Consider the following 16,149-nt stretch of genomic DNA (forward strand, 5'->3'; position numbering starts at 1 on the left):
AGGTAGGACAGGGTAAGGAAGAATGGATGGAGTAAAGATTTAAATTTGTATGTGGTTTTCAGAGTACATAAAAAATGAAAAAAGCACTTGCAAAATGCATGTAAAGTGTTTATAATAATAAAAGTAGTCCTCGATAGCTCAGCGGTAGAGCATTCGGCTGTTAACCGAAGGGTCGTTGGTTCGAACCCAACTCGGGGAGTTCTAAAATCTGTCAGCCAATTACTTGCAGATTTTAATTTTGAAAAAATCAATATCCGGCTCCGTGGTCAAGCGGTTAAGACATCGCCCTTTCACGGCGGTAACACGGGTTCGATTCCCGTCGGAGTCATCTGGCGCCATAGCCAAGTGGTAAGGCAAAGGTCTGCAACACCTCTATCACCAGTTCAAATCTGGTTGGCGCCTCTAGGAGAAATCTGGAAACAATTGTTTCCAGATTTTTTGGTATACAAATATAATATACCATATATAAAAATGCGGTATGTGAAGAATGTGCTTCCTACATCAAAAAATAACAGAAAATATATTGAAAATCAGCTTTCGGGTGCCATTGAGCAGATGGAAGAATATATCAGAAAGTATCCGATGTTTCTTGTTATGGATTATGTGTAAAACTATAGATTATTATAATAATTAAAATATTGTTTCGTCATCTTGAATATGCTATACTTGAATTATGTTTATAGGGGCAAAGCTGTTGAAAAACTGTGACGCAAAGCCAAAGGGACTAAGGCAGTACGCTATGTCAGCCGGTTGCAATAAGAAGATGCGGATAGGTTAATAGAGTAAGTGAAAAAAGCTATTCGGCTTAAATTTTAGTCACCTGTATAACGTAGGTGACTTTTTTGTTTCATAGGAAATTACATTTTCTATGTAGAAAAGCTTCCGGCAGAATGCATAGGAGATGAGGGAAATGAAAAAAGGAAAGAAATTGAAGCATTCTGCATTTTGCTCATTGTGACATTGTTGCTTATTTTTGTCAGAATACTGTATCAGCCGGGTACGGAGTCGGAAAGGGGCGAGTTGTACACCTTCAGCAATGGATGGTATCAGCTGGAAGTCTGCATAGGAGACCGGCTTCTCTACCAATATAAGGATAACAGATTTGAAAAAAACAGGCAGATGAAAGGGAAAATATGGGCAGATATTTCTTTGCCGGAGAAAATCGGGCAGGAAGTGTTATCAATCAGCTATGAAACTAAAAAGAATGCCAGACTATATGTGTATGCCCCGATGATCGGAGAGTTTTGTTTTATTTTTAGGCAGCATCTTCTAGGATCATTTTTTTCGATACTGATGATTTTGGGAATGACTGGTCTCGGTCTCGTCTCGGTGATTGTCTTTTTATATACCAGACACAGACAAATTGTAGAAAAGAAATTTTTAAATGTAGCACTGTTTTTGATTCTATGCAGTCTGTGGTGCATTTTTGATTCAGGGATTTATCAGATGTATGGAAGTCAGAACGCAGCAGGAACACTGATATCCTTTTATGCGTTTATGACGATGCCTGTTCCCATGCTGTTATTTGTACAAAATACAGTGAGTGAAAGTGTAAGATGGATACCGCAGGTCTGGATTTTTCTTCTTTATGCAAATGCTGTTTTACAGGGATTCTTGTATTTTCTGTTTAGGATTCCTTTTATAGACATGTTATTTATCACACATCTTTTATTATTTACGGGGGTTGTGTCTATGATTCTTCTTTTGTGGAAAGAGTATCGGAAAACGCAGGAGAAGGAAGTAAATCTCTGTCTAAAGGCATTTGGTGTATTAGGGATAAGCGGTGTAATCGCACTGGTACTGTACTGGGTATTATCCATTTACTGGTATGAATCTATTTTCCAGTTTGGCATTCTTCTTTATATTGCTGTTTTGTTTTGGGGATTGCTTTGTAAAGTATCCAACAACATTCAGTTTTGCCTGGAACAGGAGATTTATAGGAGAATGTCCTTGGAAGACCGGATGACAGATATGAAAAACCGGAAATCATTTGAGATGTATATTGAAGAGATCCAGGAGGGTGCGATTTTACTTGAAAATGTATTATTGTTGTTTGTGAAAATTGCAGAACTGAAGAAGATTAATGATATATCTGGAAGACAGATGGGTGATGAAACGGTTATCCGAACGGCAAGAAGCATCCAGAGTGCAGAAAGGAGTGTTCTGGAACAGCAGGCAGACGATATGCTTTGTTCAAATAAATAAAACCGGCGGAGGATAAATATGACTTATAATATAGATTTTCTTATTGCGGCAATGGTTATATTGTTGCTGGTTTTATGGTATTTTCTGGGACAGAAAAGAGCAGAGGATCTGAATAATCAGGTATTCCTTTTCTTTGCCATCATCGGTATTTTAGATGTGGTTGCGGAACTTGCCAGTAATTATTATATTTCTTTTCCAAATAGTAATTGTGAAATTGCTGCAATGCTTGCAACAACGATCTTTTATCTGCTTCAGGCATTGCTGCCGTTTACGGTGATCTGTTATATTCAGACATTACATGATAATAAGATCATTTCGGCAAAAAAGATGTTTTTATCAGGTGTGCCGACATTCATTCTGATGGGGATGATTCTGACAAACCCGTTCACGGAAAAGCTGTTTTATTTTGATATACCGGCAGGCTATATGAAAGGTCCATGGTATATGCTGATGTATTACAGTGCACTTTGTCATATGGCAGCAGCCTTGATCCTTATTGTCATATGGCGGAAAAAACTGGGCTATCAAAAAGTGAAGAGTCTGCTGGAAATCCTGTTGATATCCGGTGCGGGAGTGGTGATCCAGCTTTTATATCATCCGCTTCTTACAACAGGGTTTGGTATGAGTCTGGGAATTCTGGTACTATTTATTACGATCAACAATCCTCATGCAAATATCGATACACTTACCGGTTCACTTGAAGAATATGAATATTATCTTACGCAGCTGAAGAGAATGTTTGATGGAAACAGTAAGCTGAATGTCAACAATAAAATTATTACGATGCCTGTGATCATAAGCGGGATCATGAATGCGCAGAAACTCGGAGACAGCGGGCTTATTCTAGAATATGCTGAATATCTGGAAGCCTTATCTGCGAAAAATGGTCTGACAGAGGTGATACAGGATGATTATCAGACGATGAATGGTTTCCTTTATAATAAACGGGTAGAACAGTATTTGCATAAGGCGATTACAGAGGATCTGTTCGAGATATACTATCAGCCGGTTTACTCTACACGGAAAAAATGCTTTATCACACTGGAAGCGCTAAGTCGCCTTCAGCATCCGGAGCTTGGCTGGATCGCACCAGATGTATTTATTCAGATTGCAGAAAAAAATCATATGATCGAACAGATCACAGATCTACAGTTTAGTCGTGTCTGCAGATTTTTAGGAGAAAACCGATACCTGATGAGGCATCTTCTGAATGTAAAAGTGAACCTGTCTTCTCTGGATCTGATGAGAAATGACTGTAGCAGACATTTTATCCGGATTATGGATGCTTATAAGATTCCACATAACTGGATACAGTTTGAAATCACGGAAACGGTTGCGACTGAATGCAATGCGGGTCTAAGAAGAGTTGCGGAGGAATTTACGGACGCTGGCATTGGTTTGTGTCTGGATGATTTTGGTTCCGGATATGCGAATCTGAATACGGTAATGAGGCTTCCGTTTTCTGTGATCAAGGTTGACAGATCTCTGCTTTTTGATATCTGCAGGGATGAGAAACGGGCAATTTTCTATGAAAGTGTTGTAGAAACATTTCATAAAATGAATTATCATATTGTTTCCGAAGGGGTGGAAACACAGGAAGAAATGGAACAGATCAGCAGCTGGGGAGTCGAGATGATCCAGGGCTATTATTTTTCCAAGCCGCTTCCTGAAAAAGAGCTTTTGGAATTGCTGAAGAAGCAGGATAATATAGAAAGATAAAATTAAGAGGGAAGGGAGATAGTAGATACACATGGGGACATCCGATTGCGGAGGCAATTCATCAGGCAGACAAATTAATGTATGAAAATAAAAGAATGTCATAAAGAGGAGGAAAGAAAATGTTACTTATTAAAAATGCAAAAGTTTATGCACCGGAGTATGTTGGAAAAAAGGATCTTTTAGTATGTGGGGGAAAAATTGAATGTATGGAAGATAAGATCGAGGATTTTCCGATCGCATGTGAAGTTATTGATGCAGAGGAAAGAATTCTTACACCGGGGTTTATTGATCAGCATGTTCATGTTACCGGAGGCGGTGGGGAAGGAAGCTTTCATACCCGTACACCGGAACTTCAGTTGTCAGAACTGGTAAAAGGCGGAATTACAACGGTTGTAGGACTTCTTGGAACGGACGGACTTACAAGGAGTGTTGAAAATCTTTACGCAAAAGTACAGGCTTTATGCGAAGAAGGGGTAAGTGCGTATATGCTTACCGGTGCATATGGATATCCAAGTCCGACTATTACCGGAGAGGTAGATCGGGATATTATGTTTGTTGAAAAAGTACTTGGCGTGAAACTTGCCATTTCAGATCATCGGGCACCGAATGTGACGGAAAGCGAACTGATCCAGCTTGCGAGCAAGACCAGAACGGCAGGTATGTTAAGCGGAAAACCTGGAATCGTGGTGCTGCATATGGGAGATGCAGATGCTGGATTGTCGCCGGTGTTTGAAGCTTTGGAAAAGAGTATGATTCCGATCAAGATTTTCCGTCCGACTCATGTGAACCGCAGAAAAGGTCTTCTGGAAGAGGGCTATCAGTTGCTTGAAAAGGGTGGATACATCGATCTCACCTGTGGCATCAGTGAGGACTTTTGTCCGGGCGGATGCATTTTAGAAGCAAAAGAAAAGGGAATCCCGACGGAGCATATTACCATCAGCTCCGACGGACACGGAAGCTGGTCAAAATACAGAGAAGACGGAAGCCTGTTGGAAATCGGTGTTTCCTCAGTAGATGCGCTGCGGGAAGAACTTCTGTATATGGTACATGAGCTTGATATGAAGTTGGAAGATGCACTTCCATATATGACATCACATGTAGCGGAGGCACTGGGATTGCAGGGTAAGAAAGGGACAATACAAAAAGGAGCCGATGCAGATCTGCTTTTGTGGGACAATGACCTGAAGCTTGACAGTTATATTGCAGGTGGAAAAATCTTTATGCAAAAAGAAAAAATCATTTGCAAGGGAACCTATGAAAAATAGGAATTGAATAAAGTACAACGTTAGCCTGTTAAAATATTCCCTTGCGGAAATGCCGGAAAAGCCTTAAAATAAAGGAATCATGTGTATACAGAAAGGAATATGCTTTATGGAAAAAGGGACTATTTTTAAATTTCATAACGATCTGGATACAGACCAGATCATCGCATCCCAGTATCTGTTGCTGCCGAATCTTGAGGAGATGAAGAGCCACGCATTTGAATCTCTGGATCCGGATTTTGCACAGAAGGTAAAACCGGGAGATTTCGTGGTCGGAGGAGAGAACTTTGGATGTGGATCTTCCAGAGAGCAGGCTCCGGGTGTGTTAAAAGCGTTAGGTGTAAAAGCTGTTATCGCAAAATCATTTGCAAGAATTTTTTATAGAAATGCTATCAATATCGGACTTCCTGCTATTGTCTGTAAAGACCTTCCGGATGAAGTAAAGACCGGAGATCAGATGGAGCTTCATATGCTGGAAGGAACCGCTGAGGCAAATGGAAAGGTTTATTCCTGCACAAAACTGCCGGAATATATGCAGAATATTTTGAATCAGGGCGGACTTATTGCGTCTCTGAACCGTGAGGAGGAATAGACGATGGGAATGACAATTGCTGAAAAGATCATTGCAGCGGCAGCCGGTGTGGAAAGCGTAAAGCCGGGTGACATCCATACAGTAGAACTGGATCGTCTGATGAGTAATGACGGAACTACACATCTTACCGTTGATATGTATAATAATAAATTAAAAAATCCACATATTGCAGATACAGGCAAGCTGGTATTTATCGTAGATCACAACGTACCGTCTGACTGTCCAAAGACAGCCGCATCCCAGAAGAAGATGCGTGATTTTGCAAAGGCAAACCACATTGATTTCTGGGAAGGGAAAGGTGTATGCCACCAGATTATGATGGAAAATTATGTTCGTCCGGGAGAACTGATCTTTGGTGCAGACAGCCATACCTGTTCTTACGGTGCACTTGGTGCATTCGGAACCGGTGTTGGATGTACAGACTTCCTTTACGGTATGGTAACAGGAACTTCCTGGGTAATGGTACCGGAGACTGTGAAATTCAACCTGGTTGGAAAGCTGCCGGAAGGTGTATATGCGAGAGATCTGATCCTCACCATCATCGGTGAAGTCGGAGCCAACGGATGTAACTATCAGGTGATGGAATTTACCGGAGAGGGCGCGAAGACTCTGACAATCAGTGACCGTATCGCACTTTGCAATATGGCAGTAGAAGCCGGAGCTAAGACCGGTATTTTTGAAGTTGATGATGTGGCAATGGAATATTTAAAAGAGCATGGACGCGAGCCAAAGGCTGTATATCACAGCGATCCGGATGCGCATTATGTAAGAGAATATACATTTGACTTATCCAAGGTAGAGCCGGTTGTTGCAAAACCGGATTTTGTAGACAATCTTGCGCCGGCAAAAGACGTGCGCGGTATCAAGATTGATGAGGCATTCCTTGGATCCTGCAACAACGGACGTATCGAAGATCTCCGTGTAGGCGCACAGGTTATCAAAGGAAAGAAAGTATCTGAAAAAGTAAGATTCCTTGTTGTTCCGGCAAGTCAGACTATTTACAGACAGGCTCTGGAAGAAGGACTGATCGACATCTTCATGGATGCAGGTGCGATCGTGATGAACCCGAACTGTAGTGTATGCTGGGGAAGCTGCCAGGGCGTAATCGGTGAAAATGAAGTCCTGATCAGTACAGGAACCCGCAACTTTAAGGGACGTGCAGGACATCCGAGTTCCAAGGTATATCTTGGATCGGCTGCAACCGTTACAGCATCTGCCATTGCCGGAGAAATTGCACTGGCAAGTGATGTGTAAGAGACGAAATTACGTTTGACGAGGTGACATAAGATGGATAAATTTACAGGACGTGTATGGGTTCTTGGAGATGACATTGATACCGATATCATCATTCCAACTGAATACCTTGCACTCAAGACAATCGATGATATGAAGCAGTATGGCTTTTCTCCTCTTCGTCCGGAACTTGCCGGACAGATCCAGAAGGGGGATATCATTGTAGCAGGAAAGAACTTTGGTTGCGGTTCGTCAAGAGAACAGGCACCGGAGATCATCAAGGCAATGGGTGTGCAGTGTGTGATCGCCAAATCATTTGCAAGGATCTTTTTCCGTAATTCGATCAACAACGGACTTCTTCTGATTGAACAGCCGAATCTTTATGATGATATGAAAGAGGGCGACGAGATCACGGTAGTGATGAATGAGCATGTGGATTATAATGGTAAGGAATATCCGATTGCTTCTCTGCCGGAGAATCTGATGAGCATTATTCAGGCTGGCGGTCTGGTAAAAGCCATGCGCAAGCTGAATGGACTGGATTAACCGGAAAGGAGAAGAAAATGGGCGAGACGATTATTGAAAAAATTATCAGACACAATACAGGAAAAGCCGTAAAGCCGGGAGACATTGTGACGGTTAACGTTGACCGCGTGATGATCCATGATATTTTCATCCCCTTTGTGGCAGAAAAATTTGAAGAAATGGGATTTACGAAACTGCATGATCCGGACAAGGTTGTTCTGATCTATGATCATCTGGTTCCGGCAAGTCAGCAGGATGATACCAGACATTTTCGTACCGGAGATGCATTTGCAGATAAATACGGACTTACACATGTACACAGAAGTGACGGAATCTGCCATCAGCTGATGACAGAGGCTGGCTATGTTAAACCGGGTGATATCGCATTCGGAACCGACAGCCATACCACAACTTATGGTTGTGTTGGAGCATTTTCATCTGGTATCGGTTATACCGAGATGGCAAGTATCCTTGGAACCGGAACGATGTGGATCAAGGTACCGGAGACGATCAAAGTTGTGATCGATGGTGAACTTCCGGAAAATGTCATGTCAAAGGATATCATCTTACGACTGATCGGTGATTTGAGAGCAGACGGTGCGACTTACAGAGCACTTGAATTTGCCGGAAGCACCATTGAAAATATGACAGTTGCAAGCCGTATGACAATGGCAAACATGGCAATCGAAGCAGGAGCAAAATGCGCACTTTTCACACCGGATGAGAAAACTGCCGAGTATTGCAATATTGAATTAAATGATTATCAGAAGAGTCTGGTTGGTGATCCGGATGCAACTTATATGAGAACGATCACTTATAAAGCAGAGGACTTTGTACCGGTTATGGCCCTTCCGTCACAGGTTGACAAAATCAGAAATGTATCTGAGGTAGAAGGAACCGAGATCGATCAGGTATTTATCGGCTCTTGCACAAACGGACGTCTGGAGGATCTTCAGGCAGCAGCAGAAGTGTTAAAGGGCAAAAAAGTTGCGGATTTTGTAAAACTGATCGTGACTCCGGCGAGCCGTAAGATCTACAAACAGGCAGCAGATATGGGAATCCTTACGACTTTATCTGAGGCAGGTGCGATCATTACCCATCCGGGTTGCGGACTTTGCTGTGGACGTACCGGAGGAATTCTGTCAGACGGAGAACGTGTGGTTGCAACCAACAACCGTAACTTCCTTGGACGTATGGGAACTTCTAAGGTCGAGATTTATCTGGCATCTCCGAAAACAGCGGCAAGTTGCGCGGTGGCAGGAAAGATTGTAAGTCCAAAGTAGAGGAGTTCACTATGAAAAAAATTGGATTTATCGGTGTTGGCATCATGGGAAAATCCATGGTGCGCAACCTTATGAAAACAGGATATGAACTGCATATTTACGCAAGAACAAAAGCGAAAGTCGATGATGTGATCAGCGAGGGTGCAATTTTCCATGAATCTATCAAAGAATGTGTACCTGGATGTGATGCAGTGATCACCATCGTTGGTTTTCCGAGAGATGTGGAAGAGGTTTACTTCGATGAAGGCGGTATTCTGGAAAATGCAGATCCGGGAACCTATCTGATCGATATGACAACTACAAGCCCGATGCTTGCAGAAAAGATTTCAAAAGAGGGCACAGAAAAAGGATTCCATGTGCTGGATGCGCCTGTAACAGGTGGGGATACCGGAGCAAAAAACGCTACATTATCCATCCTTGTCGGCGGCGAGAAAGAAGATTATGAAGCTTGTATGGAGCTTTTCAAAGCAATGGGAACAAACATCAATTATCAGGGAAAAGCCGGATGTGGACAGCATGCAAAGCTTGCTAATCAGATTATGATCGCCGGTGCCTTAAGTGGTGTATGCGAGGCCTTTTCCTATGCGCAGGCCAAAGGACTGGATCTGAATGTCCTTTTTGATTCGGTCTCTACCGGGGCAGCAGGAAGCAAACAGTTGGATGTTTTCGGACCGAAGATCATTGCCGGAGATTATGCACCGGGATTCTTTATGAAGCATTTCATCAAGGATATGAAGCTTGCGCTGACTGAGGCGAATATGAGCGGACTGAGTCTTGAGGTGCTGAGTCTGGTACTGTCAAATTATGAAGAGTTGGCACAGGAAGGGCTTGGAGATCTTGGGACACAGGCGCTGATCAAGTATTATGATGTGCAGGATGTAGAAGAATAATCGTATGTGATTTAGGGAGCTGTTTTGCAGCTCCCTGATATTTTGTGTTTCATAAACAGTAACGAGAAAACCCGCTGATCTTTTGACCAGCGGGTTTTCTTGTGCTTTTATTTAATTTCTAAAGGAATGAGAGTAAAGTGCGGCAATCGGGGTAACCCGATTGCGCTTACTTTATGAGGGGGGAGATAGTTGTTTATCAACTATCTGACTCTTAGTATACAGATAAATTGTGTTCAAAATATGTCTATATCATAAAAGAAAAAGAAAATTTCTTAAGGAAAAATGAACTATCGATTAAGGAATATTGATTAGAGTACAATAAAAAAATCATTGCGAAAGTACTTTCAAATGTAATCAGATTCTTTTTACATCGTTGCAACTGCGGTAGTTTAATGGTATACTGGACATATTGCAAAAGTAGAAAATGGCAGCAGAAGCTGTCGGCAATGTTTACAAGGCTCATTGGGGTTATGTGAAATATATAAGAGAGTAATACGGAGGAACAGAACAGATGGATTTGGTAACAGTAAGAGAATTATACAGAAACAGAGAGGAATATCTGGATAAAGAAGTGACCATCGGGGGATGGGTGCGCAGTATCCGTGATTCTAAGACATTTGGATTTATCGTTGTAAATGATGGATCTTTCTTTGAAAACCTTCAGGTAGTATATCATGATAATATGGAGAACTTTGGCGAAATTTCCAAGCTGAATGTTGGTGCGGCAATCATTGTAAAAGGAACACTTGTCGCAACACCACAGGCAAAGCAGCCATTTGAGATCCAGGCAACAGAAGTTGTTGTAGAAGGTACCTCTGCACCGGATTATCCGCTTCAGAAAAAACGTCACAGCTTTGAATATTTAAGAAGTATTGCACATCTTCGTCCAAGAACCAATACTTTCCAGGCAGTGTTCAGAGTACGTTCACTGACTGCTTATGCAATCCACAAATTCTTCCAGGAAAGAGGATTCGTATATGTACATACACCGCTGATCACAGGAAGTGACTGTGAGGGTGCAGGAGAAATGTTCCAGGTAACAACACTGGATATGAACAATGTGCCGAAAAATGCAGACGGAACTGTTGATTATTCCAAAGATTTCTTTGGAAAAGAGACAAACCTTACCGTAAGCGGACAGCTGAACGGTGAAACTTATGCACAGGCATTCCGCAATATTTACACATTCGGACCGACATTCCGTGCGGAGAATTCCAACACCACACGTCATGCCGCCGAGTTCTGGATGATCGAGCCGGAAATCGCATTTGCAGATCTGGAAGATGACATGATCCTTGCAGAAAACATGCTGAAATATGTTATCCGCTACGTGATGGAAAACGCTCCGGAAGAGATGAATTTCTTCAATTCTTTCGTAGACAAAGGACTGATCGACCGTCTGAACAACGTTGTAAATTCTGATTTTGCAAGAGTTACTTACACAGAAGCAATCGAAATCCTTGAAAAGCACAATGACAAATTTGAATACAAAGTATCATGGGGAGCAGATCTGCAGACAGAGCATGAACGTTATCTGACAGAAGAGATCTACAAACGTCCGGTATTCGTTACCGATTATCCGAAGGAGATCAAAGCTTTTTACATGAAGATGAATGATGATAACAAGACCGTAGCAGCAGTTGACTGTCTGGTTCCTGGAATCGGTGAGATCATCGGAGGAAGCCAGAGAGAGGACGACTACGATAAACTTGTTGCAAGAATGAAAGAGCTTGGACTTAAGGAAGAAGATTACGGATTCTATCTGGATCTGAGAAAGTACGGATCTACAAGACATGCAGGATTCGGACTTGGATTTGAGAGATGCATCATGTATCTTACAGGAATGTCCAACATTCGTGACGTAATTCCGTTCCCAAGAACTGTGAATAACTGCGAACTGTAAAAAAGAAGAATGAAGAAAAAGGGGACCGGGAACTGCATCAAAAGGGTGTGTTTTCCGGTCTGCTGTTTTATACGCAAATCTTTCTATATACGGAAAGGAAAAGTGAAATATGAATATTTTAGTTGTAGATGATGAAAAAGAAATTGCGGATGTCGTAGAATTATATCTGCAAAATGAATACCATGTTTTGAAATTTTACACAGGGCAGGAAGCATTGGAATGTATTGAGAAGACAAATGTGGATCTGGCAATCCTGGATGTGATGCTGCCGGATATTGACGGTTTCACGATTCTGAGAAAGATCCGCGAGAAATACACATTTCCGGTGATTATGTTGACCGCGAAGACGGAGTACCGGGACAAGATCACCGGGCTTACGATGGGGGCTGACGACTATATTCCGAAACCATTCAACCCGCTGGAGCTGGTAGCGAGAGTGAAAGCACAGATGCGCAGATACACGCAGTACAACGATGGTAAGAAAAGTGATTCTGAGAATATCATTGATTTTGCAGGACTCTTGTTAAATAAAGAATCCCATGAATGCATCTATAATGAGCAGTCTCTTCCGCTGACACCGACGGAATTTGAGATTCTGTGGATTCTTTGTGAGAATCGCGGAAAGGTGATCAGCTCACAAAGATTATTTGAAGAGGTCTGGCATGAAGAGTATCTGAAGAACAGCAACAATACGGTGATGGTACATATCCGGCATCTGCGTGAGAAATTGAGTAAACCGACTGGAAAATCAGATCTTATCAAGACTGTCTGGGGAGTGGGATACAAAATTGAAGAATAATTACAGAAAATTAAAACTGAGCATATTGCTTCAGACGGTTTTTATTACGGCCCTGACGGTGCTGGTTGGAAGATTTATTCTGGAGTATTTTATCGATGGTATTTATAATGACAGCTTTGCCAATGGCTTTTTGCGAATATTGGAAGCTTTTCATGTGAGTGAAGAGACCGCAACATCTTTGTATTGGCAGTGGATCGGCAATAATAAAGTGTTCTTTATGATCCTCGGTTTTTTACTTTTATTTTCGTTGTTTTTTTATGTGGCACTTTCAAAAATGACGCGTTATCTGGAACAGGTAGAAGATGGGATTGAAAATATTATTTCTGCGTCTGACCAGCCAATCCGGCTGATTACGGAGTTAAAACCAATCGAGGATCGTCTCAATGAGATTAAAGAGACATTAAGGAGCCAGGAGGAAGAGGCAGAAAAGCTTGAGCAGAGGAAAAATGATGTCCTGCTTTTTCTGGCACATGATTTAAAAACACCGCTTACTTCTGTGGTGGCGTATCTGAGTATGCTGGATTCTCATCCGGAGATGCCGGCAGAGGAGCGCGCCAAATATACGCAGATATCTCTGGAGAAGGCGAATCGACTGGGGGATCTTTTGAAAGAGTTTTTTGAAAGTATAAAGTTGAATCTGCAGGATATTGAACTGGATAAGGTGGATATTGATCTGACCATGATGCTGGAACAGATTGCAGACGAACTCTATGGGGTACTTCAGGAGAAGATGCTGACCTGCAAGGTGGAAGCAGAGGAAGAGATCCTGATCGAGGGAGATCCGGATAAGCTTGCCAGGGTTTTTGATAATATTCTGCGAAATGCCATAGCATACTGCCGGGAGAAAAGTGTGCTTCTGATCCAGGCTGCCAAGGAGGAGAACCAGGTAAGAATCTGTTTTGAAAATGAAGGAGATACGATACCGGAAGAGAGCCTGAAGAGGATCTTTGATAAATTTTATCGCGCGGATGCGTCGAGATCCAGCAGTACCGGAGGAGCAGGACTGGGGCTTGCCATTGCAAAAGAGATTGTAGAGCTGCACAAGGGACAGATCATTGCCGAGAGCAGTGGGGGAAAGACACGTTTTATCGTGACACTTCCCCTTAAAGGAGGAGTAGAAAGTAATGAAATTCATACACACAGCGGACATTCATCTGGGGGCAGAGCCGGACGCAGGAAGTTCTTACACCGCAAAGCGACCGGAAGAACTGTGGAATAGCTTTGAGCGTCTTTTAAATATCTGTGAAGAAGAACAGACAGATCTTCTTCTGATCGCAGGGGATCTGTTTCACAGACAGCCGCTTTTAAGAGAGCTGAAGGAACTGGATTATTTATTTTCCAGACTGACACATACACAGGTCGTGCTGATGGCGGGCAACCATGATTACCTGAAAAGTACGTCCTATTACCGGAATTATAAATGGCAGGGACCGGTGCACATGTTTTTGTCTCAGAAACCTGCCTGTATGGAATTTAAAGAGCTTGGGGTCCGCATATACGGACTCAGCTATGAGGAACGGGAGATCACAGAACCGCTTTATGAGAAAATCCTTCCGGAAAAAAGAGGAATAGCCTCCATCCTTCTGGCCCATGGCGGCGATGAAAAGCATATCCCGTTCCGAAAGAACGAATTACTGAAGCTGGGATATGATTATATTGCTCTTGGGCACATTCATCTTCCGGCAGAGCTTGCAAAGGATCGGATGTATTACGCAGGATCCTTGGAGCCTACAGATAAAAATGACACCGGGAAGCATGGTTATATCAAAGGGGAGATTAAAAATGGAAGAACCCGGATGGAATTTATTCCTTTTGCATCCAGAGAATATGTGCATATGGAAGTAGAAGCAGGAAGAGAGATGACCGGACGGGAAATGAAAGAAAAAATAGCCCTTGCCATACGAGAAAGAGGTATACAGAACATTTATAAAATCATTCTGCGGGGATTTCGGGATCCGGATATGATCTATGATACCGACCGGATGGATTCCTATGGAAATATTGTCGAAATCCTGGATGAAACAAAGCCGGCATATGATTATGAAAAGTTGAAAAAACAAAATGCAGGAAATCTTCTGGGCTGGTATATAGAAAGCTTTGCAGAAGCAAAGGATGACAGTGTGGAGGCAATCGCATTGGCTGAGGGAGTACAGGCCATGCTGGAGGCAAAGGGGAGCAAATTATGAAGATAACAGAACTGATCCTGAAGAATTTCGGTAAGTTCACGAATAAGCAGATCCTGCTTTCGGATGGGATCAATATTATTTACGGAGAAAACGAATCGGGAAAAACAACGCTGCATACCTTTCTGAAGGGAATGCTTTTTGGAATGGAAAGAAAGCGCGGACGTGCCGCCGCAACAGATACATTTCGTACCTATGAGCCTTGGGAGAATCCAAACTTTTATGCGGGAATCCTGCGGTTTACCTGTGGCGGTCGAAAATTCCTGCTGGAGCGAAATTTCGATCGGTATGCAAAAGGCGGCTCTCTGATCTGTGAAGATGATGGAGAAGAATTGTCACTTGAGCATGGGGATCTGGAAATTCTGTTAGGTGGTATGACAGAAAGTGATTATGAAAATACAGTTTCGGTAGGACAGCTCCGGGTACAGACCGGAGAAATACTGGCGGCGGAGCTGAAGAATTATGCGGCAAATTATTATGCAACCGGGAACAGCGAGATTGACCTCGAAGGGGCGCTTGCCCTTTTAAAAGAGCGGAAGAAAGAGCTGGAAAAAGAAGAACGTGAAAAGAGGCAGCTGATCAGCGAAAAGAAAGAGCGGGCAGAGATGGAGGCATCCTATGTCTGGCGGGATCTGCATCAGTTAGAAAATGAAGCGGAACAGCTGAAAAGAAGCTGTGAAGAGAAACGCAGAGAATGGGAAAGCTGGGTAAATGAAGATAAAAAGCGGAAGAAACGGGAAGAGGCAGCAGGATATTTTGCCGGGTGGAGGATTCATCCACTGGAGGCAGTGAGTATGCTGGGGGCATTTTTTGTGACTTTTCTGCTTTTTCATAAGCCGTGGAATTTTCTTGTGGCAATCGTGGTGGCACTGGCTGAAGGGCTGTATGTCTGGAATTGTCTGAAAGATGGAAAGAAGAAAAAGAAAGCCAGATTACAGGAGATAAAAGAACAGGGCATTTCTCTCAAGGCAGATTATGAGAGGCAGAAAGGAAAGCTTGCAAAAGTACAGGAAACCTATCATGAAAAAGAAGTGTTGTATGAAAATCTGCAGGAACGAGTCGGCGAGTTCGATGAGATGAACAGTGAAGAGATAGAGCGATTAAAAAACAAGCAGGGTGTTGAACTTGCTATGGAACAGTTGACCAGACTTGCCGCACAGATGCAGAGCCGGACAAGCGATCTTATGAATACAGAAGTATCTGCAATCATGGATGCCATCACAGATGGAAAATATAACAAACTCTGGGTAGACGAAAATCTGCATGTGCAGCTTATGAGTAATGGGAAAAAGATATCCATGGATCAGGTAAGCCGTGGAACTCTGGAACAGATTTATTTTGCAATCCGGATGGCGGCAACAAAAATTCTCCACGAGGAAGAATGTCCGGTGATCCTGGATGATGCATTCGGCTATTATGATGACAGGAGACTTGCGCAGACCCTTCGCTGGCTGAAAGACAGTAAGCGGCAGATAATTATATTCAGTTGCCAGAAGCGGGAGATGGAAATGCTGGAAAAGATGGGATGCGTATATCATAAGGTGATGTTGTAAAG

Annotated in this window: 14 protein-coding genes, 3 tRNA genes and 1 riboswitch; all 17 genes read left to right on the plus strand. The window is 42.7% G+C overall.

Annotated elements, in window-relative coordinates; genetic code table 11:
- Positions 1-127 precede the first annotated feature (127 nt).
- Positions 128-199 (plus strand) — tRNA-Asn (locus PGY05_RS02490).
- A 57-nt stretch (positions 200-256) separates the two neighbouring features.
- Positions 257-328 (plus strand) — tRNA-Glu (locus PGY05_RS02495).
- A gap of 3 nt (positions 329-331) precedes the next feature.
- Positions 332-402: transfer RNA gene (locus PGY05_RS02500), tRNA-Cys, on the plus strand.
- A gap of 69 nt (positions 403-471) precedes the next feature.
- On the plus strand, positions 472-609 hold the full coding sequence (locus tag PGY05_RS02505) for a hypothetical protein (RefSeq protein WP_173795263.1): 138 nt from the start codon (positions 472-474) through the stop codon (positions 607-609).
- A 65-nt stretch (positions 610-674) separates the two neighbouring features.
- Positions 675-758, plus strand: a riboswitch (cyclic di-GMP riboswitch).
- A 196-nt stretch (positions 759-954) separates the two neighbouring features.
- Positions 955-2,205, plus strand: a complete 1,251-nt coding sequence (locus tag PGY05_RS02510; RefSeq protein WP_270475298.1) for a sensor domain-containing diguanylate cyclase — start codon at positions 955-957, stop codon at positions 2,203-2,205.
- An 18-nt stretch (positions 2,206-2,223) separates the two neighbouring features.
- On the plus strand, positions 2,224-3,924 hold the full coding sequence (locus PGY05_RS02515) for an EAL domain-containing protein (RefSeq protein ID WP_270475299.1): 1,701 nt from the start codon (positions 2,224-2,226) through the stop codon (positions 3,922-3,924).
- A gap of 119 nt (positions 3,925-4,043) precedes the next feature.
- The gene (gene iadA, locus PGY05_RS02520) at positions 4,044-5,189 is read left to right on the plus strand and encodes a beta-aspartyl-peptidase (RefSeq protein WP_055157883.1); all 1,146 of its coding nucleotides are present in this window, start codon (positions 4,044-4,046) and stop codon (positions 5,187-5,189) included.
- A 106-nt stretch (positions 5,190-5,295) separates the two neighbouring features.
- Entirely contained in the window at positions 5,296-5,778 is a 483-nt protein-coding gene (locus tag PGY05_RS02525; RefSeq protein WP_044998914.1) for a LeuD/DmdB family oxidoreductase small subunit, read from the plus strand.
- 3 nt (positions 5,779-5,781) lie between these two features.
- On the plus strand, positions 5,782-7,032 hold the full coding sequence (locus PGY05_RS02530) for a 3-isopropylmalate dehydratase large subunit (protein ID WP_055157885.1): 1,251 nt from the start codon (positions 5,782-5,784) through the stop codon (positions 7,030-7,032).
- Positions 7,033-7,065: 33 nt separating this feature from the next.
- Complete coding sequence (locus PGY05_RS02535; RefSeq protein WP_195548925.1) at positions 7,066-7,557, plus strand: LeuD/DmdB family oxidoreductase small subunit; 492 nt, start codon at positions 7,066-7,068, stop codon at positions 7,555-7,557.
- A gap of 17 nt (positions 7,558-7,574) precedes the next feature.
- Positions 7,575-8,819, plus strand: a complete 1,245-nt coding sequence (locus PGY05_RS02540) for a 3-isopropylmalate dehydratase large subunit (RefSeq protein ID WP_055157887.1) — start codon at positions 7,575-7,577, stop codon at positions 8,817-8,819.
- Positions 8,820-8,830: 11 nt separating this feature from the next.
- The gene (locus tag PGY05_RS02545; RefSeq protein ID WP_173685935.1) at positions 8,831-9,709 is read left to right on the plus strand and encodes an NAD(P)-dependent oxidoreductase; all 879 of its coding nucleotides are present in this window, start codon (positions 8,831-8,833) and stop codon (positions 9,707-9,709) included.
- 511 nt (positions 9,710-10,220) lie between these two features.
- Positions 10,221-11,612: an asparagine--tRNA ligase gene (gene asnS, locus PGY05_RS02550; protein WP_008371696.1), complete on the plus strand. Its 1,392-nt coding sequence runs from the start codon at positions 10,221-10,223 to the stop codon at positions 11,610-11,612.
- Positions 11,613-11,721: 109 nt separating this feature from the next.
- Positions 11,722-12,411: a VanR-ABDEGLN family response regulator transcription factor gene (gene vanR, locus PGY05_RS02555; protein WP_008371692.1), complete on the plus strand. Its 690-nt coding sequence runs from the start codon at positions 11,722-11,724 to the stop codon at positions 12,409-12,411.
- The gene (locus tag PGY05_RS02560) at positions 12,401-13,630 is read left to right on the plus strand and encodes a sensor histidine kinase (protein ID WP_117836170.1); all 1,230 of its coding nucleotides are present in this window, start codon (positions 12,401-12,403) and stop codon (positions 13,628-13,630) included. Before vanR ends, PGY05_RS02560 begins: the two co-directional genes overlap by 11 nt.
- Positions 13,536-14,597, plus strand: coding sequence for a metallophosphoesterase family protein (locus PGY05_RS02565; protein WP_173692879.1), 1,062 nt, complete (start codon positions 13,536-13,538; stop codon positions 14,595-14,597). The genes PGY05_RS02560 and PGY05_RS02565 overlap by 95 nt, the downstream gene beginning before the upstream one ends.
- Positions 14,594-16,147, plus strand: coding sequence for an ATP-binding protein (locus tag PGY05_RS02570; protein WP_055297437.1), 1,554 nt, complete (start codon positions 14,594-14,596; stop codon positions 16,145-16,147). Before PGY05_RS02565 ends, PGY05_RS02570 begins: the two co-directional genes overlap by 4 nt.
- Positions 16,148-16,149: the final 2 nt, after the last annotated feature.

This window comes from Coprococcus sp. AF51-11b1 (assembly GCF_027682785.1).
GTDB classification, from domain to species: Bacteria; Bacillota; Clostridia; order Lachnospirales; family Lachnospiraceae; genus Allocoprococcus; species Allocoprococcus comes.